The organism is Pseudarthrobacter quantipunctorum, from assembly GCF_045291495.1.
Lineage (GTDB): Bacteria > Actinomycetota > Actinomycetes > Actinomycetales > Micrococcaceae > Arthrobacter > Arthrobacter quantipunctorum.
In genome coordinates this window covers 1,598,325-1,617,445 of record NZ_CP148033.1, presented here as the reverse complement: position 1 = coordinate 1,617,445, position 19,121 = coordinate 1,598,325, and the positions used below count along the sequence as shown (strand labels likewise).

The 19,121-nt window shown below is 66.1% G+C and carries 20 protein-coding genes and 1 riboswitch; of the genes, 3 read left to right on the top strand and 17 right to left on the bottom strand.

Features of this window, described 5'->3' with window-relative positions; translation table 11 throughout:
- Nucleotides 1–60: 60 nt before the first annotated feature.
- The 12 genes from WHH00_RS07410 to WHH00_RS07355 form a co-directional block, all read right to left on the bottom strand.
- A complete protein-coding gene (locus WHH00_RS07410) occupies nt 61–387 on the bottom strand; it encodes a DUF2469 domain-containing protein (RefSeq protein ID WP_056335405.1) in 327 nt (108 codons plus the stop codon).
- A gap of 48 nt (nt 388–435) precedes the next feature.
- Entirely contained in the window at nt 436–1,215 is a 780-nt protein-coding gene (locus WHH00_RS07405) for a ribonuclease HII (protein ID WP_406637746.1), read from the bottom strand.
- A 2-nt stretch (nt 1,216–1,217) separates the two neighbouring features.
- Complete coding sequence (gene lepB, locus WHH00_RS07400) at nt 1,218–2,045, bottom strand: signal peptidase I (protein WP_406637744.1); 828 nt, start codon at nt 2,043–2,045, stop codon at nt 1,218–1,220.
- Entirely contained in the window at nt 2,046–2,720 is a 675-nt protein-coding gene (gene lepB, locus WHH00_RS07395) for a signal peptidase I (protein ID WP_406637742.1), read from the bottom strand.
- Nucleotides 2,721–2,805: 85 nt separating this feature from the next.
- Entirely contained in the window at nt 2,806–3,165 is a 360-nt protein-coding gene (gene rplS, locus WHH00_RS07390) for a 50S ribosomal protein L19 (protein ID WP_406637740.1), read from the bottom strand.
- A 271-nt stretch (nt 3,166–3,436) separates the two neighbouring features.
- Nucleotides 3,437–4,249: a tRNA (guanosine(37)-N1)-methyltransferase TrmD gene (trmD, locus tag WHH00_RS07385; RefSeq protein ID WP_406637738.1), complete on the bottom strand. Its 813-nt coding sequence runs from the start codon at nt 4,247–4,249 to the stop codon at nt 3,437–3,439.
- Entirely contained in the window at nt 4,250–4,798 is a 549-nt protein-coding gene (gene rimM / locus WHH00_RS07380; protein WP_406637736.1) for a ribosome maturation factor RimM, read from the bottom strand.
- Nucleotides 4,799–4,906: 108 nt separating this feature from the next.
- The gene (locus WHH00_RS07375; RefSeq protein ID WP_013601399.1) at nt 4,907–5,149 is read right to left on the bottom strand and encodes an RNA-binding protein; all 243 of its coding nucleotides are present in this window, start codon (nt 5,147–5,149) and stop codon (nt 4,907–4,909) included.
- A gap of 1 nt (nt 5,150) precedes the next feature.
- Nucleotides 5,151–5,573 carry a 30S ribosomal protein S16 gene (gene rpsP / locus WHH00_RS07370; RefSeq protein WP_231457298.1) on the bottom strand — a complete coding sequence of 141 codons (423 nt, stop codon included), beginning with the start codon at nt 5,571–5,573 and terminating at the stop codon, nt 5,151–5,153.
- A gap of 215 nt (nt 5,574–5,788) precedes the next feature.
- Complete coding sequence (locus WHH00_RS07365; protein ID WP_350002568.1) at nt 5,789–6,229, bottom strand: hypothetical protein; 441 nt, start codon at nt 6,227–6,229, stop codon at nt 5,789–5,791.
- Between the two features lie 205 nt (nt 6,230–6,434).
- Entirely contained in the window at nt 6,435–7,310 is an 876-nt protein-coding gene (locus WHH00_RS07360; protein ID WP_406637734.1) for a VOC family protein, read from the bottom strand.
- Between the two features lie 97 nt (nt 7,311–7,407).
- Entirely contained in the window at nt 7,408–8,490 is a 1,083-nt protein-coding gene (locus WHH00_RS07355; RefSeq protein WP_406637732.1) for an amidohydrolase family protein, read from the bottom strand.
- Between the two features lie 80 nt (nt 8,491–8,570).
- A riboswitch (TPP riboswitch) is annotated at nt 8,571–8,678 on the top strand.
- Between WHH00_RS07355 and thiC the strand changes: the two genes are divergently transcribed.
- The gene (gene thiC / locus WHH00_RS07350; RefSeq protein ID WP_406637730.1) at nt 8,673–10,502 is read left to right on the top strand and encodes a phosphomethylpyrimidine synthase ThiC; all 1,830 of its coding nucleotides are present in this window, start codon (nt 8,673–8,675) and stop codon (nt 10,500–10,502) included. Its footprint overlaps the riboswitch before it by 6 nt.
- A 70-nt stretch (nt 10,503–10,572) precedes the next feature.
- On the opposite strand, the gene WHH00_RS07345 is transcribed toward thiC, so the two are convergent.
- Complete coding sequence (locus tag WHH00_RS07345) at nt 10,573–11,304, bottom strand: alpha/beta hydrolase (RefSeq protein ID WP_406637728.1); 732 nt, start codon at nt 11,302–11,304, stop codon at nt 10,573–10,575.
- 105 nt (nt 11,305–11,409) lie between these two features.
- Complete coding sequence (ffh, locus tag WHH00_RS07340; RefSeq protein WP_400514337.1) at nt 11,410–12,993, bottom strand: signal recognition particle protein; 1,584 nt, start codon at nt 12,991–12,993, stop codon at nt 11,410–11,412.
- Between the two features lie 117 nt (nt 12,994–13,110).
- Here ffh and WHH00_RS07335 point away from each other — a divergent pair, with 117 nt between their 5' ends.
- Nucleotides 13,111–14,514, top strand: coding sequence for a glucose-6-phosphate dehydrogenase (locus WHH00_RS07335; protein ID WP_406637726.1), 1,404 nt, complete (start codon nt 13,111–13,113; stop codon nt 14,512–14,514).
- 142 nt (nt 14,515–14,656) lie between these two features.
- On the opposite strand, the gene WHH00_RS07330 is transcribed toward WHH00_RS07335, so the two are convergent.
- Together WHH00_RS07330 and WHH00_RS07325 are read right to left on the bottom strand one after the other, a co-directional pair.
- On the bottom strand, nt 14,657–14,995 hold the full coding sequence (locus WHH00_RS07330) for a P-II family nitrogen regulator (protein ID WP_066276845.1): 339 nt from the start codon (nt 14,993–14,995) through the stop codon (nt 14,657–14,659).
- Nucleotides 14,992–16,353: an ammonium transporter gene (locus tag WHH00_RS07325; protein WP_350002575.1), complete on the bottom strand. Its 1,362-nt coding sequence runs from the start codon at nt 16,351–16,353 to the stop codon at nt 14,992–14,994. Before WHH00_RS07325 ends, WHH00_RS07330 begins: the two co-directional genes overlap by 4 nt.
- A 234-nt stretch (nt 16,354–16,587) precedes the next feature.
- Here WHH00_RS07325 and WHH00_RS07320 point away from each other — a divergent pair, with 234 nt between their 5' ends.
- Nucleotides 16,588–17,826: an MFS transporter gene (locus WHH00_RS07320; RefSeq protein WP_406637723.1), complete on the top strand. Its 1,239-nt coding sequence runs from the start codon at nt 16,588–16,590 to the stop codon at nt 17,824–17,826.
- A gap of 46 nt (nt 17,827–17,872) precedes the next feature.
- On the opposite strand, the gene ftsY is transcribed toward WHH00_RS07320, so the two are convergent.
- The gene (gene ftsY, locus WHH00_RS07315) at nt 17,873–19,081 is read right to left on the bottom strand and encodes a signal recognition particle-docking protein FtsY (protein ID WP_406637721.1); all 1,209 of its coding nucleotides are present in this window, start codon (nt 19,079–19,081) and stop codon (nt 17,873–17,875) included.
- Nucleotides 19,082–19,121: the final 40 nt, after the last annotated feature.

The following is a 19,121-nucleotide window of genomic DNA, read 5'->3' as shown; positions in this document are numbered from 1 at the left end:
CGTCAGGCCTTGTGCAGGAAAGGTCAGCTGTGCCGGAGAAGTGCGCGGCAGCGCGGAGTGTTAGTTGCCCAGGTCGACATCCTTGGGCAGGGCCAGCTCCTCGTTGCGCGGCAGCTCTTCGACGTTGACGTCCTTGAAGGTCAGGACCCGGACGCTCTTGACGAACCGTGCTGAGCGGTAGACATCCCAGACCCAGGCGTCCTGCAGGGTCAGGTCGAAGTAGACCTCGCCGTCGGCGCTGCGGGCCTGCAGGTCCACGTGGTTGGCCAGGTAGAAGCGGCGTTCGGTCTCGACAACGTAGCTGAACAGTCCGACGACATCCCGGTATTCGCGGTAGAGCTGAAGCTCCATGTCGGTTTCATAGTTTTCAAGATCCTCGGCACTCATGCTTCCATCTTGCACTATCGGCGGGGCGGCCGGTGCCCGGTGCGGGGCTCAGTCCCCGGCGGCGGCGTCTTCCAAGCCTGGGCCTGCATTGTCCGGCAGCCCGCCGTCAGCCAGTTCCCCTCCGAGGAGCCGCCAGCTGACCCGGTGGTAAGGCGTGGGCCCGGCGGCTCGGAGGACATCCCGGTGCAGTGCGGTGGCGTAGCCCTTGTTGATGTCCCAGCCAAAGGCCGGGAACTCAGCATGGAGCTCCCGCATCATCCTGTCCCGCTCAACCTTGGCGATGACGCTGGCCGCCGCCACGCTCAGGCACTGCATGTCCGCCTTGACCTTGGTGTGCACGGGGGCGTCACAACTTGCCACCAGCGGCTCGTCGAACAGGGACAGCTGTTCGGCAGGTGAGAGCCAGTTGTGGCTTCCGTCCAGGAGCACTGCCTCGGGGCGGATCCCCGCAGAAAGGACCTCCAGCCACGCCCGGGTTCCTGCAAGGCGCAACGCGGCGATGATTCCCACCGAGTCGATTTCCTGCGCTGAGGCGTGGCCAACTGCAGAGGCCACGCTCCACCGGCGGACCAGAGGGTCAAGGCGTTCCCGCTCCGCCGGGGCCAGGAGTTTGCTGTCCCGGACCCCGGCCAGGGGCTTCTGCCGTTCCAGGTCCACCACGGCGATGCCCACGCTGACGGGCCCGGCAAGCGCGCCCCGCCCCACCTCGTCCACGCCTGCAAGGTACCGGATCCCCTGGGCCTTGAACGTCCGCTCGTGCCTGAGTGTGGGGGCCCTGGCCTGGGGAATCCTGGTGGAGCCCATCCTGGGCTTAAGTGCGGCGGGCATGGTCAGGGCGCCGCCGGAACGTTGCGGAACACGTCCGGATAATTGCCCAGGGTAGTGAACCGGCTCAGCGGCCAGGCGATGACGGCGGCCTTGCCTTCGAGGTCGGCGATGTCGATGAATCCGCCGTCGGAGTCCATGTGGGCCCGGGAGTCGGCTGAATGGTTCCGGTTGTCGCCCATCACCCACACCTTGCCTTCGGGGACAGTTACGTCGAAGTTCCGGATCTGCGGGACCTCAGCCGGATTGATGTAGCTCTCGTTGATGGGGGTCCCGTTAATCGTCAGTCTACCGCCGGCATCGCAGCAGACCACGTGGTCCCCCGGAAGTCCGATGACCCTTTTGACCAGGTGCTGCTCGGAGTTGTCGGGCAGCAGGCCCACGAACGTCAGTCCGTCCTGGACCCAGGTGAACGGGCCTTGCGGTTGTTCAGGCGCTGCCTGGAGCCAGCCCTTGGTGTCCCGGAATACCACGACGTCTCCGCGGTTCAGCGCGAACGGCTCTGGGACCAGGAGATTGACGAAGATGCGGTCGTCAACTTCAAGTGTGTTGACCATGGACTCGGACGGGATGAAGAAGGCCCGGAAGAGGAATGTCTTGATAAGGAAGGAGAGGACGACGGCGATCACCACCACCGTGGCCACTTCCTTCAGCCAGGCGAAGACGGGGCTGCCGGCGGGCTTCGCCGCTGACTTGGCGGCGGCACGGCTGCCCGTGGCGCCGGACGCAGGTGCGTCAGGACCTTGGCCGGAAGTCCCGGGAACGGCATCGGCCGGAACGTCCGAAGCGCCGTCGTGGCGTGGTTCGGGTGTCCGCGCGTGGTTCTCGGGCATCTACTGTCCGTTCTCTGTTGTTGGTCCTGCAGGCGGACGGGGTACTGAAGCAAATCTATCAAGCGGCCAGATGATCTGGACCGGCCGCCCGATCACCCTGTCCACCGGGACCATGCCGCCGCCGGGGGCGCCGAGCAGGCTCCGTGAGTCGGCCGACAGGGACCGGTGGTCCCCCATCAGCCACAGCCGGCCGTCGGGGACCACGGCACTGAATTTTTGGGTGCTGGGGGCATCGCCGCTAAAGATGTAAGGCTCCGCCAGGGGTTCACCGTTCACCGTCACGTTGCCGCCGGCGTCGCAGCAGGCCACCGAGTCGCCGGGAAGCCCGATGACCCTCTTGACATACGTAGTGTCGCTGCCGGTGAGGCCTAGCCATTGGGTGACGGCGGCCGCGGTGTCCACCAGGGGACCGTTGCCGCTGTTGAGCGGGGCGAAGGTGCCCCTGCCGTCAAAGACGACGATGTCCCCGCGCCGGATGGGTTCGGTGCGGAAGCCGGTCCGGGACACAAGGATGCGGTCGCCGCCGACGAGCACAGGTTCCATGGATGCGGAGGGGATGAAGTACACATCCAGCCAGAGCGAACGGACCAGTCCGCTGACCGCCACGGCCAGGATGACGGCCATGAACGCAAAACGCCAGCCCACTTTTCGGGGCTGGCGTTTTGTGTGGTCCATGGTCCGTATCCTGGGCGCTGGTGCTGAATGGCTCCGGCGCTGGCCGGATACGGCCTCGGCCCGGCCTCTGCAGGTCCGAAAGGACTTACTTGGAGGTGGTGAAGTCGCGCTTTTCCTTGATCTTCGCAGCCTTACCGCGCAGTGCGCGCATGTAGTACAGCTTGGCGCGGCGGACGTCACCCTTGGTAACAACCTCGATCTTGTCGATGATCGGGGAGTGAACCGGGAAGGTACGCTCCACGCCGACGCCGAAGGAAACCTTGCGGACCGTGAAGGTTTCGCGGACGCCGTCGCCCTGGCGGCCCAGGACGAAGCCCTGGAACACCTGGACACGGGAGTTCTTGCCTTCGATGATGTTCACGTGCACCTTGAGGGTGTCACCCGCGCGGAACTGGGGAATATCGGTACGCAGCGAGGCTGCATCGAGGGAATCGAGAATATGCATAATTGCACTCCTGGTGAACGCCACAGGTCATTCACTTTGGGTCACGGCAGGAAAACCTGGTGCGCCCTTGGCGCACCGGCGATCTCCACCGAAAGTTAAGTGGCCCGGCCCCTTCACTGATTGATGAGGCCGGTTGTCTTAGCTGTTGGTTGCGCTCCCCCTGTGGCAGGTGCGGACCCAGTAGACACAAGGACTAATTTTGCCACACTGCGGAGGCTACAGCCAATCCCGCGACTCAGGCACCCCAGCCGGAGCTGTCCTGCCGGCGAGGTCAGTCCCGCCGGACATCTTCCGTACCGGGGCGGCGGCGCAGGCGGCCGTCCACGACGTCGTACCCCAGGTCCTGCAGTTCAGTGCGGTCGGCACGTGGCAGCTTCCCGGCGTCGAACGCTTCGAGGAGGTCGGGGCGGCGCTCCGCCGTCCGCCGGAACTGTTCGTGGCGGCGCCACTGCGCGATCTTGCCGTGGTTGCCGCTCAGCAGCACGGCCGGCACTTCCCGCTCGCGCCACACGGAGGGCTTGGTGTAGACGGGGTACTCCAGGAGCCCGTCTGAATGGGATTCCTCCACCAGCGACTCCGGATTGCCCACCACGCCAGGCAGCAGGCGCCCGATAGCCTCCACCATGGCCAGGACGGCCACTTCCCCACCATTGAGGACGTAGTCCCCCAGGCTGACGGGGCGGACCTCGAAGTGCTCCCGGGACCATTCGATGACGCGCTCGTCGATGCCTTCGTAACGTCCGCAGGCGAACGCCAGGTGCTCCTGCTCGGCCAGTTCGTAGGCCAGCGCCTGGGTGAACCTCTCCCCTGCCGGCGACGGTACGATCAGGACCGGCCTGCCCGATCCCTCCGGGCGGTCGGCCGCAATGGAGGATAAGGCCTGCGCCCAGGGTTCAGGCTTCATCACCATGCCGGCGCCTCCGCCGTAGGGCGTGTCGTCGACGGTGCGGTGCCTGTCCGTGGTGAAGGCGCGGAGGTCGTGGACGCGCAGGTCCAGGATCCCGTCCTGGCGGGCTTTCCCGATCAGGGACAGTTCCAGCGGTGCCAGGTATTCGGGAAAGATACTGACGACGTCGATCCGCATCTAGGCTTTCTCCTCCGGCTCCGAAGCGGCTGCTTCGTCCTCCGCATTCAGCTCGAAGAGGCCGTCCGGCGGCGTGAGGCGGATGAACCCCTCCTCAACGTTGACCTCAGGCACGATCTGCTCCACGAAGGGAACCAGGATTTCCTTGCCCTCCGGCGTGGTGACCATCAGGAGGTCCTGGACGGGCATGGTGTTCAGGGCGGTGACCTTGCCGACCACGCTGGAACCGACCCTCGCCTCCAGGCCGACAAGTTCGTGCTCGTACCAGCCCTCGTCGTCGTCTTCGTCCAGTTCCTCCGTTTCGATGAAGAGCTTGGCGCCCCGGAGGGTCTCCGCCTCGTTGCGGGTCCCAATTTCGTCGAAGCCCAGCAGCAGGATGTCCTTGTTCCAGCGGGCGCTGTTCACAGTGAGCGGGCCCGCTGAGGCCGGCTCAACCACGAACTCGGTGCCCGGCACGAACCTGTCCCCGGGTGCGTCGGTCAGGACCTGGACCGTCACCTCGCCGCGGATGCCGTGCGGTTTGCCGATTCGTGCCACCTGAAGCTGCATGTGTTCCTCTGTGTTGGATGTGGTTGACGGTGCTCTGGTAAAAGCACTCCGGCCCCTCCACCGCAGGGGTGGAGGGGCCGGAGCTAAAAACTGAATAGTGCCGAGCGCTCAGCGGCGGCGGTCGGTGTCGACAACGTCGACCCGCACCGGCTCACCGCCGGCCAAGGCTGCCACAACGGTGCGCAGTGCGCGCGCCGTGCGGCCCTGGCGGCCAATCACCCGTCCGAGGTCGTCCTGGTGAACGCGCACCTCGAGGGTGTCCCCGCGGCGGTTGCTCTTGGAGCTGACCTTGACGTCATCCGGGGAATCAACGATTCCCCGGACCAGGTGTTCCAGCGCTTCTGCCAGCAATCTACTCAGCCTCGGTGGTCTCTGCTTCGGCCTCGGCGGGAGCTTCGGCTGCCTCAGACTTGGATGCCTTCTTGGTGATGGCTTCCGGGATGATCACGGAACCCTTTTCCGGGGCAACGAAGGCTTCCTTCTGGGTCTTGGTCTTCAGGGTGCCTTCCTGGCCCGGCAGGCCCTTGAACTTCTGCCAGTCACCGGTGATCTTGAGGATCGCGGCGACCTGCTCGGACGGCTGGGCGCCGACGGACAGCCAGTACTGGGCACGCTCGGAGTTAACCTCGATGTATGAGGGCTCCTCGGTGGGGTGGTACTTGCCGATCTCTTCGATGGCGCGGCCATCACGCTTGGTGCGTGAGTCCGCGACGACGATGCGGTAGTACGGGGCGCGCATCTTGCCAAAGCGCTTAAGGCGAATCTTTACGGCCACTGTTGTGGTCACTCCTGTTTCAGAAAAGGGGGTGAACCCGGCGTTCTGCACCCGTGGGGCGGGCCGTACTTGCGGGTTCGAAGGACAGGATCCAGACGCGGAGAGAGGGGCCACGCAGATCGAGTACCTGTTTATTGTGCCAGATCAGCGTGAACATTTCGACTTGACGCGGCGTGACACGGACGACGCCCGCCGGAGCGTGCGGCCGGAAGTAGTCAGGCGGACCAGACGTACAGGCCGGTACGCTCCGAGTCGTCGATTCCGCTGGCGAGTTCTGCCACCCGCTGCACGTACGTCCGCGCCTCCGAAGCGCCAAACGGCATGTCATCCTGCGCCGCCCACTGTTCGGCCACCTCTTCGAGGACGTCGCCCTCGCCTTCGGTTTCATAGGACAGCAGGTCGGCCAGGGCGCGGACCATGGCCGGCGGAACGGCCAGGAGCGAATCGCTGGCCACATCCACCATGGTCAGTTCGTAGTCCGCCCCTCCAGCGTGCACGGCGGTGCCGGCCAGGTCACCCAGCTGCTCCACTTCGAAATCACTGATGTCCGGGATCCGGACTGCGTCGCCTGCGGGCGCGCTGCCGCCCCCGTCAAGGACGCCGGCACGCTTCAGTGCTGCGTCGTGGGTGGCAACAAAGATCTCGGTGAAGCCCATGGCGATTGCCCTCATTCCGTTGGCGGTGCGGCGCCGGGAGGCAGCGCCTGCCCGGCTGTTCGAATTCAGCCTAGTCCGGATTAGGCCCAGTCCGGATTCAGCGCTGTCCGGATTAGGCCCGGTCCGGAGTCAACCCGGCTCGAGTTCAATCTGGTCTGAGTTCAACCCAGGTGCCGGCGCGTGGCGCACCGGCAAGGCAGAAGAATCAGCGCACCGCTACACGAATGCGGTTGCGCCACGGATCCTCGAACCGGAGTTCCGCTCCGGTGTGGTGGGCGGCGACTCCGGCAACCTTGAGGCGGTCGGCGAGGGCGCCGACGTCGTCCCCTGACGGCACCTCGATGAGGACCTCACCCAGGCCGAGGGTGTCCTTGCGCGGCCCCGCGCCGCGGCTGTTCCAGACGTTCATGGCCATGTGGTGGTGGTAGCGGCCCGCGGAAACAAAGAGGGCCTGCCCGTGCCAGCCGGCGGTCTTCTCGAAGCCGAGGGTCTCCACATAGAAGTCGCGCGCCGTCTGGACGTCGCCCACCTGGAGGTGAACGTGGCCAACGCCCGCCACGGACCCGAGCTGGCGCTCCAGGGAATCTTCCGTGAGGTGCTGCTCAAGGTACCGCTGCGGCGGGAGGGCCAGGCTGTCCATCACCACGTCCGTGCCGTTCCAGGACCAGTTGCTGCGCGGCCGGTCCCAGTAGAGCTCGATGCCGTTGCCTTCGGGGTCGTTGAAGTAGAAGGCTTCACTGACAAGGTGGTCGGCGCTGCCCGTGAACGAGCGTGGTTCGAACCGGGCGGCCGTGGCGATGGTGGCGGCCAGGTCTGCCTGGTTCTCAAACAGCAACGCTGTGTGGAAGAGGCCGGCTTCTCCCCTGCCCGGCAGGTTCAGTCCGGGCGCGGGGGCCAGGTGCACAAGCGGCTTCTGCAGCCGGCCCAGGTAGATTCCGCCGTCCTGCTCGGCAATGACCTCTAAACCGAGGGCCCGCTGGTAGTAATCGGTCATCACCTTCATGTCGCCCACCTTGAGCATCACGGTGCCCATGGCGAGATCGGCAGGAAGAAGATCCTGGCTGGCGGCTTGTGCAGTCATTGAAAACTCCCGGTGCTGTGGGGCTTCCGGTTGGCAGCCCTTACATTCTTAAAATTACTTGAAGCTTCAATTTATTCCAAGTCCCAAGAACTTGCCTTCAGCGGATCACCCGTCCGCCCAGGATCACGTGTGCCAGGCCGTTGACCGCCTCAGGCACCTTCTGCGGGTCCTCCCGGCACAGGACCACGTCTGCCCGCGCTCCCTCTTCCAGGCCCTCCGCACCCAGCCACTCCCGCGCGCCCCAGCATGCGGCGTCCAAGGCGGAGGCCATGGGCAGCCCGGCTGCGTGAAGGGCCAGGATCTCGTCGCCGATCCTGCCGTGCCTGATCACGCTGCCGGCGTCGGTCCCGGCGTAGATCCGCACGCCTGCCTCGAACGCCTCAAGCACCCGTTCCTCCCGGCGTTCCCACAATGAACGCATATGCGCCGCATAGCGCGGGAACTTGGGTAAAGCCTGCGCTGCAATGTCGGGAAAGGTGGCGATGTTGACCAGGGTGGGCACAATGGGCACCTCCTGCTCGACGAACCGGGGCAGGTGCCGCGGCAGGAGGCCTGTGGCGTGCTCCACGCAGTCGATGCCGGCGTCCAGCACGTCGTCGAGCGTCTCTTCCGCGAAGCAGTGCGCCGTAACGCGTGCGCCCTCATCATGGGCGGCGTGGACGGCGTCACGGACGACGGCGGCAGGAAACGAAGGCGCCAAGTCGCCGGCGTCGCGGTCAATCCAGTCCCCCACAAGCTTGACCCAACCGTCACCTTCCCTGGCCTGCTTACGCACAGCTTCCACCAGGCCGTCCGGTTCCACTTCCTCAGCGAACCCCCGCAGGTACCGCCGCGTGCGCGCAACGTGGCGGCCGGCTCGGATCAGCACCGGGACGTCGTTCCTGCCCTGCAGCCATCGGGTATCCGCAGGGGAACCTGCGTCGCGGACCAGCAGGGTGCCGGCGTCCAGGTCCGTCCGTGCCTGTTCTTCGGCAGTCAAAGCATCCACCGGCCCGCCCGCACCCAGCCCGATGTGGCAGTGCGCATCCACAAAGCCAGGCAGCACCCATCCCGCCAGAATCCTGTCCGGGGCCTTTGCCGGCCGGCGGAACGTCAGCCGACCGCCAACGGACCAGAGCCCGTGCTGCTCAGTGCCCGGCCCGGTCAGGACCGTCCCCGTGAACTCGATAATTTCTGCCATGAATTTGCCTCTTTCCCGCCGGGACAGGCTAGCACCGCGTGATGTGACAAGCCCCGCTTCAAGGCGTGTGGTAGCTTTCATCCTGACCACACGGGTGCCCCTGCAGGGGCTGAGATCGGGCTGACGCAGCCTGCGACCGTCGAACCTGTCCGGGTAATGCCGGCGAAGGAAGTGAGTATTCCTTGAGTACACCCAATCAGCAGCTGAACCCTGCCCTCAACAACCCGGGTGCCGGTCCTGCCGGCAACCAGCCCCCCGTAACGCAATCCCTGAAACCCCACTCCCTGGCATACCTCGAGGACGCCGGGAACGGGATCCGCGTTCCCGTGACCGAAATCAGGTTGGAACCGTCACCCAACGGCGTGCCAAACCAGCCGTTCCGGACCTACCGGACCGCCGGTCCGGGGAGCGACCCCGTTCAAGGCCTTCCTCCTGTCCGCAAGGACTGGATCGAAGCACGGGCAGACACGGAAGCGTACAGCGGCAGGGAAAGGAACCTGCTCGACGACGGCCGCTCGGCTGTGCGCCGCGGCGCCGCCAGCGCAGAGTGGAAAGGAGCAGCTCCGGTGCCCCGCCGCGCCGTCGACGGCAGGACCGTCACCCAGATGCACTACGCGCGGCAAGGAGTGATCACCCCGGAGATGCGCTTCGTGGCGCTGCGCGAGAACTGCGATGTTGAACTGGTCCGCAGCGAACTGGCCGCGGGCCGGGCCATCATCCCCAGCAACATCAACCACCCGGAATCCGAGCCGATGATCATCGGCAAGGCCTTCCTGGTGAAAATCAACGCCAACATCGGCAACTCCTCGGTCATCAGTTCAATCGCCGAAGAGGTGGACAAACTGCAGTGGGCAACCCGGTGGGGCGCAGACACCGTCATGGACCTCTCCACCGGGGATGACATCCACACCACCCGGGAATGGATCATCCGCAACTCCCCGGTTCCCATCGGCACCGTCCCCATCTACCAGGCCCTGGAGAAGGTCAACGGCGAAGCCAACGCCCTGACATGGGAGATCTTCCGTGACACCGTGATCGAGCAGTGCGAGCAGGGCGTCGACTACATGACCATCCATGCCGGCGTGCTGCTCCGGTACGTTCCCCTGACCGCCAACCGGGTCACCGGCATCGTGTCCCGTGGCGGATCGATCATGGCCGGGTGGTGCCTGGCGCACCACCGGGAGAACTTCCTCTACACACACTTCGACGAACTCTGCGAGATTTTCGCGAGGTACGACGTCGCGTTTTCCCTGGGCGACGGGCTGCGGCCAGGGGCAACAGCCGATGCCAACGACGCAGCCCAGTTTGCCGAGCTGGACACCCTCGCCGAGCTCACGCAGCGTGCCTGGGAGTACGACGTCCAGGTGATGGTGGAGGGCCCGGGCCATGTCCCGTTCCACCTGGTCCGGGAGAACGTCGAACGCCAGCAGGAGCTGTGCAAGGGCGCGCCCTTCTACACGCTGGGCCCGCTGGTGACCGACGTGGCGCCGGGCTATGACCACATCACCTCCGCCATCGGCGCAACGGAAATCGCCCGCTACGGCACGGCAATGCTGTGCTACGTCACGCCCAAGGAGCATTTGGGGCTGCCCAACAAAGACGACGTCAAGACGGGAGTGATCACGTACAAGATTGCCGCGCACGCCGCGGACCTGGCCAAGGGCCATCCAGGCGCGCATGCACGGGATGACGCGCTGTCGAAGGCACGCTTCGAGTTCCGGTGGCGTGACCAGTTTGCGTTGTCGCTGGACCCGGAGACGGCCGAGGCCTTCCACGACGAGACCCTCCCGGCCGAACCGGCGAAAACCGCGCACTTCTGCTCCATGTGCGGGCCCAAGTTCTGCTCCATGCGGATCAGCCAGGACATCAGGGACGAATACGGCTCCGCAGAGGCCCAGGCAGCCCTGGCTGAAGCCGCAGCCGGCATGCGGGGCAAGAGCGAGGAATTCCTGGCCGCCGGCGGGAAGGTTTACCTGCCGGAGCTGAGCGTTCCGCCGGGCGGCCGGCGGTAGCAGCCTGCAGTTTCCGTCCGGCTGGTCATTGGGGGCCGGCCGGACGGGATTGTGCGGATCAGGCCAGGCGTCAGGAAGCGCGTGCCTGAATGCGGCTGGCGTCGCTGATGAATGCGCGGATGATGCGGTCCCCTTCAACGGAGTCATGGGGCCGGTGGCCGCCGGCGGCCGTGCGGTGGAGCGCCCCTGTCTCACGGAGGTAGCCGGCGATCTCTTCGTACAGCGGCTCCCAGCCGCCGGTCAGGACGAGCGTCGGCACGCCGGGCACGATGTGCAGCGGGGCTTCCCAGGAAGGTGCCTGCAGCCGCAGCCGCCTGGCGGAGCGCTTCTCCTCGTCGGTCACCGGCTGCTGCAGGTCCGCGGCATAGACCCTGCGGACGAACTCGCGCTGGAAATCCTCGTCACTGAGTTGATGCCGGACGCTGAAAAGGGGCTGCATCAGCCCGATGTGCGCTGCCGTGGCCGGCAGTTCAGCGGTCAGGGACAGGCAGGCCGGCTCCACCAGGGTCAGCGAGTAGACGAGGTCCGGACGTTCGACGGCGGCCATCATGGCTGCGATGGCGCCCTGCGCATGCGCCACGACATGTCCGCCGGCGATGCCCCTGCCGTCGTCCCCCAGGGAGCTCAGCAGGATGCGTGTGTCCTCCTCGAACGAGGACTCCGTGGGCTCGGCAAGGGGATCGAAGCCGTGGCGGCGCAGGAACAGGGCATCGTAGGACAGGGCCACGCCGTGCTGGCGGGGCCAGGCCGCGGCACCGAAGCTGCCCGCGCCGTGCACGAACACTACCCTCTGCTTGAACATGACCCAACCCTATTCCACGGCCCCAACATCCCATGTAAGTAGCAGCAGATGTCGTTTTGAGCCCTCAAAACGACATCTGCTGCTACCTGGTTGGGCCAGGTGTGCTTATTTGCCGAGGAACTTGTCGAAGCCCTTGGGCAGGTTCAGCTGTGAGGGATCGAAGTCGCCCGCCTGCTGGCCAAAGGCCGCGCCCGTGGGCAGCGCCTTGGCGGCGTTAGCCCGGCGGGCCTCGGCGTCCTTGCGCTCCTGGGCGGCCTTGGCCGGGTTTCCGGACTTGGCCTTCTTCTTGGGCGCGTTCTTGGCGTTTTTCCGGGCACCGCCGCCGGCTCCGGGCAAGCCAGGCATCCCGGGCATGCCCGGCATCCCGCCTTGGGCCATTTTCTTCATCATCTTCTGGGCCTGCGCGAAGCGCTCCAGCAGGCCGTTAACCTCGGAAACGTGGACGCCGGAACCGCGGGCGATGCGGGCACGGCGGGAGCCGTTGATGATTTTGGGGGCCACGCGCTCATGGGGCGTCATGGAACGGACAATGGCCTCAACGCGGTCAATTTCGCGTTCGTCGAACTGCTCCAGCTGCTGGCGGATGTTTTGGGCACCCGGCATCATCATGAGCATTTTCTTCATGGAGCCCATGTTGCGGATCTGCTGCATCTGGGCCAGGAAGTCGTCGAGGGTGAAGTCCTCCTGGTCGGCGAACTTCTTCGCCATCCGGGCGGCTTCGTCCTTGTCCCAGGACTTCTCGGCCTGCTCGATCAGGGTGAGGACGTCGCCCATGTCCAGGATGCGGGAGGCCATCCGGTCCGGGTGGAAGAGCTCGAAGTCGTCCAGGCCTTCGCCAGTGGACGCAAACATGACGGGCTTGCCGGTGACCGACGCCACGGACAGCGCGGCACCGCCGCGGGCGTCGCCATCGAGCTTGGACAGCACGATGCCGGTGAAGTTGACGCCTTCATCAAAGGCGAGCGCCGTGTTGACGGCGTCCTGGCCGATCATGGAGTCGATGACGAACAGGACCTCGTTGGGCACGATGGCGCGGCGGATCTGGCGCGCCTGCTCCATCATGTCCGCGTCTACGCCCAGCCGGCCGGCGGTGTCCACGATCACGACGTCGTGGAGCTTCTGGCGTGCTTCCTCAACACCGGCGCGGGCCACCTCAACCGGGTCCCCGGCCGGGTGCTCAAGCTCGGTGTAGGTGGCGCCGGGGTGGGGTGCGAACACGGGCACCTTGGCGCGCTGGCCGACGATCTGCAGCTGCGTCACAGCGTTGGGGCGCTGGAGGTCGCAGGCCACGAGCATGGGGCTGTGGCCCTGTGCCTTCAGCCACTTGGACAGCTTGCCGGCGAGGGTGGTCTTGCCGGCACCCTGGAGGCCGGCGAGCATGATGATGGTGGGCCCGCTCTTGGCCAGGCGGATCCGGCGGGTTTCACCGCCGAGGATCTCCACGAGTTCCTCGTTGACGATCTTGACGATCTGCTGGCTCGGGTTCAGTGCACCGGAAACCTCAGCGCCCAGGGCGCGTTCCCGCACCCGGCCGGTGAACTCACGGACAACCGGAACGGCAACATCGGCGTCCAAAAGGGCGCGGCGGATCTCGCGGACTGTGGCATCGACGTCGGCTTCAGTAAGCCTGCCTTTACCGCGCAGGTTCTTGAAGGTTGCTGTCAACCGGTCAGAGAGTGAATTGAACACGCGACGTGCACTTCTTTCAGTGGATGATCAGGGCAGTGGATGATCAAAGGCTGTTGATGATCGGGACTCGACTATCTAGGGTACCAAGCCGGGCCCGCAAGGTGGCATGCTGGCCAGATGACGAGCCAACCAACTGTGAAGACCCTGCTCATCCTCGGCGCCTCGGGGGACCTGACGGGCCGGCTGCTCCTGCCGGGACTGGCGCGCCTGGTAGCGAGGGGACGCGCTGCGGGCCTCCGGCTGGTGGGTGCCGGATCGGATCCCTGGACCCCCGAACAGTGGCGGGAACGGGTACATGCGTCCTTCGAGGCAGCCGCCGCGTCCGCAGGCCCCGAGGGTAAGGAAGCCCTGCAGTCCCTGGAAAAGGAAACGGTGTACCACCAGCTGGATGTCACCGCAGAGGGGGCGCTGGCCTCGCTTCTTGGGACTCTTGACGGGCCCACCGCCGTCTACTTTGCCCTGCCGCCACGCATCAGCCAGCTTGCCTGCGAATCCCTCCGGCCGGAACAGGTCCCGCCAGGCACACGGCTGGTGATGGAGAAGCCCTTTGGTTCCAGCGAGGAATCGGCCCGCTCGCTCAACCAGACCCTGGTCCGGCTGGTCCCTGAAGACCACGTCCACCGGGTGGACCACTTCCTGGGCAAGGCCACGGTGCTGAATATCCTGGGCCTGCGGTTCGCCAACAACTTCCTGGAACCGGTATGGGACCGCCACCACGTGGAAAAAGTGGAGATCATCTTTGACGAGGACCTCGCGCTGGAGGGGCGGGCCCGCTACTACGACGGCGCCGGTGCCCTGCGGGACATGATCCAGAGCCACCTGCTGCAGATCATGGCGCTGCTGGCCATCGAGCCTCCGGCCACCATCGGTGAACGGGACCTGCGGGATGCCATTTCCGCCGTTCTGCGGGCCAGCAGCGTTCCTGTCCCTTATGCCGCGTCCACCCGCAGGGCCCGCTACACAGCCGGCCAGGCAGGAGGAAAGGACGTTCCAGACTACGCACGGGAGGAAGGCGTGGACGCCGGGCGGGGAACCGAGACCCTGGCCGAGATCCAGGTGAACATCGACAACTGGCGCTGGAACGGGGTCCCGTTCATTCTTCGGTCCGGCAAGGCGCTGGGCGCCAAGCGCAAGGAGGCCGTGGTGACCTTCCGCCCGGTTCCCCACCTGCCCCGGGGCTTTACCGGCGTCGACTCCCCCAACAAGCTGCGCATTGGTTTCGGCCCGGACACCCTGAGGTTCGACGTCGACGTCAACGGGCCCGGCAACATCTTCAGCCTCAGCCGTGCAACCCTGGAAACCGAGCTCAGCGGCTCCGATCTCCTCCCTTACGGGGAAGTCCTGGAAGGGGTGCTGGCGGGCGACCCGCTGTTGTCCGTCCGCGGAGACACGGCGGAGGAGTGCTGGCGGATTGTGGAGCCGGTCCTGAAGGCCTGGCAGCAGGACGCGGTCCCGCTGGAGGAGTACGACGCCGGCTCTGCCGGGCCCGCAGCCTGGCCCACCGCGGTGCCAAGGGACTGAGCCGCAGCGGCTTCGGGCGGCAGGCCCGCCGAAGATCTGCGGGCCTGCCCGGAACGACGGAAGAGCGGGCAGGAAACCCATGGGGTTTCCTGCCCGCTCTTTGACGTCTGCTCACGGATGTTTCCGTGGAGTGCCGCCGGCCCTAGATTGCGGCGACGCCGCGTTCACCGGTGCGGACCCGGACGGCTTCGGAGACATCCATGGTCCAGACCTTGCCGTCACCTGCCCGGCCGGTGTTGGAGCTGGCGATGATGACATCGAGGATGTCGTCCGCCTGCTCGTTCGTGGCCAGGACCTCCACGCGGATCTTTGGCAGCAGATCCACGTTGTACTCCGCTCCGCGGTAGACCTCGGTATAGCCGCGCTGCCGGCCGTAGCCGCTGGCCGCGCTGACCGTCAGGCCCTGCACGCCATAGGCCTCCAGTCCTTCCCGGATGGCTTCGAGCTTTTCCGGCCTGACGATCGCTGTAATCAGTTTCATGCCCCCACGCTTTCCTTACCTGTTGCTGATTCGGTCTTCTGCGCACCCGTTGCTGCGTCGGATGCCTGCGCAGCGTCCGTCTGGGTCTTTCCGGTGATCATGTCGTGCAGGGGCTGGAAGCTTCCGCCGTGTCCCCCGACGCCGAACTCGTAGGCGGTCTCGGCGTGCAGGCTGAGGTCCACACCCACCGTTTCCTGTTCCTGCGAGACCCGGAAGCCCATGGTCTTGTGGATGGCCAGGGCAATGATGGTGGTCAGGATTGCGGAGTAGGCGATAGCGATGCCCGCTGCTGCCAGCTGTGCCCACATCTGGGCCATGCCGCCGCCGTAGAAGAGGCCGCCGCCGGCGCCTTCCTCGGGAAGGGCGATGAAGCCAAGGGCCACGGTGCCGATGATGCCGGAGACCAGGTGGACACCCACGACGTCGAGCGAGTCATCGAAGCCCCAGCGGAACTTCAGTCCCACTGCCAGGGCGGACGCGACGCCTGCCACGACGCCCAGGCCAAGGGCACCGACCGGGCTGACGTTGGCGCAGGCGGGGGTGATGGCAACGAGGCCTGCGACCACGCCGGACGCTGCACCGAGCGAGGTGGGGTGGCCGTCGCGGATGCGCTCCGTGACCAGCCATCCGAGCATTGCTGCGGCCGGGGCGGCGAGGGTGTTGACCCAGATGAGCCCGCCCTGCTCAGCAGTGGAGGCAGCGCCGCCGTTGAAGCCGAACCAGCCGAACCAGAGGATTGCGGCACCGAGCATCACGAACGGGATGTTGTGCGGGCGGTGGTTGGGGTCCTTGCCGAAGCCGCGGCGGTTACCGACGATGAAGACGAGGATCAGGGCAGCAACACCGGCGTTGATGTGGACCACAGTGCCGCCGGCGAAGTCGATGGCCTCGCCGAGTGCCGCACCAACAGCGCCTTCGGTGCTGAACAGGCCGCCGCCCCACACCATGTAGGCAAGCGGGCAGTAGACCAGCGTGACCCAGACCGGAACGAAGACGGTCCAGGCGCCGAACTTGGCGCGGTCCGCGATGGCGCCGCTGATGAGGGCAACCGTGATGATGGCAAAGGTGGCGCCGAAGCCCACTGTGATGAGCCCGTCAGGGCTGTCGATGCCTTCAAGCCCGAAGTTGGCGAACGGGTTGCCCACCATCTGGAGGAAGCCGTCCCCGGAGGTCATTGAGTAACCCCACAGGACCCAGATGACGCCCACCATGCCGATGGAGATGAAGCTCATCATCATCATGTTCAGCGCGGCCTTGGCCCGGGTCATGCCGCCGTAGAAAAATGCCAGACCCGGTGTCATCAACAGCACGAGCGCCGCCGACACCATGATCCATACGTGACCTGCGGTAAGTTCCATGGTGCACGCCTCTCTTATCTATTTGGTCGAAAGTTGCGGAGCTGATCCGCCTGCCAACGCCTTTTGCGTCCTGTAACGAGTGTGTCGGCGCTGTGTTTCGGCCGCGGAGGATTTGTATTGCGGGGCTGTTACAACAACCTCTAGGAAGTAAATGGTGCATATCTGGCTTGTTACGGTTATGTTTCACCGCTCCCGCCGAAGCCCGGCACCCACATACGCAAGGACCACTGGACCATGACGGCAGATACCCGCGTGAGCCGCGCAACATCGCGGATTTTTTCCCTGCTGCGCAAGGACCGGCAGAAGCTCCCGCGCGACATAAAGGTGATGCTGGCCGCAGCGTTCCTCATCGCGCTGGGATTCGGCCTTGTTGCCCCCGTGTTGCCGCAATTCGCCACAACCTTCGGAGTGGGAAATACCGAAGCGTCCGTGATCGTGGCGATCTTCGCGTTCATGCGGCTGGTCTTTGCCCCTGCGGGCGGCGCCCTGATAGGCCGGCTGGGCGAACGCCCCGTCTACGTCACGGGACTGCTGATCGTGGCGGCGTCCACGGCTGCGTGCGCCTTCGCGCAGGACTATTGGCAGCTGCTGCTGTTCCGCGGGCTTGGCGGCGCCGGCTCAGTGATGTTCACGGTCGCGTCGATGGCGCTGGTGGTGCGGCTCGCGCCGCCGGAAAGCAGGGGCCGGGTCTCGGGCGCCTACGCGTCCGCTTTCCTCATCGGGAACGTCTGCGGACCGATCGTGGGCGGCCTGCTGGCAGGCTTCGGCCTGCGGGTTCCGTTCCTGGCGTACGCGGCGGCCCTGGTGGTGGCCGCCGTCGTGGTCCAAACACAGCTGAGCCATCAGCGACGCGGCAGCGGGCCGCAGCAGGACCGTGCCGACATGCCGCTGGCCGAGGCCCTTGCCGCAGGAACGTACCGGACAGCGCTGGTTTCCAGCTTCGTCAACGGCTGGGCCACTTTCGGCGTCCGGATGGCCACAGTTCCGCTGTTTGCGGTGGCGGCCCTCGGCGCGGGGCCTGAGGCGGCGGGGTTTGCGCTGGCTGTTTTTGCCGCCGGCAACGCTGCGGCCCTGACGTTCTCAGGCCGGCTGGCCGACACCCTGGGCCGCAAGCCCATGATGGTGGCCGGGCTGCTCGTGGCGGGTGCCTCCACGGCTGCCATCGGTTTCACCACCGGACTGGGCTGGTTCCTGGCGGCATCGGCGCTGGCCGGCGTCGGCTCGGGACTCTTCGGCCCGGCCCAGCAGGCCGCGGTCGCCGATGTGATCGGAAACGGGCGGTCCGGAGGCAAGGTACTCGCCGTTTACCAGATGACGTCCGACGTCGGCGCGATTGTTGGGCCGGTCCTGGCCGGTGTGCTGGCCGACCGGCTGGGCTACGGCTGGGCGTTCGGAGTGACCGGCGGCGTCATGGTGGTGGCGGCGTGCACGTGGCTTGCCGCCCGGGAGAGCCTGCGGAAGCCTGCGGCCTGACGGCGGGCTGACGTCAGGCCAGGACGGGCTGCGGGTACGGCTGCGGCTAGTTCAGCAGCGCGTCCACGAAGCCCTCGACCTCGAAGGGGGCAAGGTCGTCCGCCCCTTCTCCCAGTCCGATCAGCTTCACGGGGACGCCCAGGGTTTTCTGGATTGCGACGACGATGCCGCCCTTGGCGGTTCCGTCCAGTTTGGTCAGGACGATGCCGGTGATGTTGACCACTTCGGAGAACACGCGGGCCTGGTTCAGGCCGTTCTGGCCGGTGGTTGCGTCAAGCACCAGGAGGACCTCGTCCACTTCAGCGAGCTTCTCCACAACGCGCTTGACCTTCCGGAGTTCGTCCATGAGGCCAACCTTGTTCTGGAGCCGTCCGGCGGTGTCGATCATCACGACGTCGACTTCCTGGTCGATGCCGGCCTTGACCGCTTCGTAGGCAACCGAGGCGGGATCCGCGCCGTCGATGTCCGACTTGACGGTGGGAACGCCGACGCGCTGGCCCCACGTTGCGAGCTGTTCGGCGGCGGCGGCACGGAAGGTGTCCGCGGCACCGAGCAGGACGTCCTTGTCCTCGGCCACCAGCACGCGTGCAAGCTTGCCGACGGTTGTGGTCTTGCCGACGCCGTTCACGCCCACCACCATCATCACCGCAGGCCTGTCCGCATGCCGCTGGACATTGAGCGTGCGGTCCATGGTGGGATCAACCAGCTTGATGAGCTCCTCCCGCAGCAGGAGCTTGACCTGCTCAGGTGTCCGGGTGCCCAGCACCTTGACGCGTTCGCGCAGCGCGTCCACGAGCTGCATGGTGGGTTCGGTGCCGAGGTCTGCGAGGAGGAGCGTTTCCTCCACTTCGTCCCAGACGTTCTCGTCGATCTTGTCGCTGGAGAGCAGGGCCAGGAGTCCCTTGCCCATGACGTTGTTGGAGCGGACCAGCCGTTCGCGGAGGCGGACCAGCCGGCCTGCCACCGGCAGCGGGGTTTCCACTGGAATGACTTCGAGTCCTGCGGCGTTGTCCGGGACCTCGGTGGTCTCCAGCCCGTCCAGGTCCGCGCCGCTAGGGGCCGTGCGGTCTGCCACCGCGCCCGGCCGGTCCTCCACGGCCGTGCTGCCGCTCCGGGGCAGGAGGGGGTCGTTGGCGTCCCGCGGGCCGGGGTAGCGCGTGATGTTCTTCCGGGTCCTCAGGAAGACCGGAATCAGCCCGCCGAGAACCACCAGGGCAGCAAGGATGGACAGAACTATGGGAAGGATGTCATTCACTCCCCTAGCTTCTCATAGACGCCGGGGCTCTTTTGGGGGG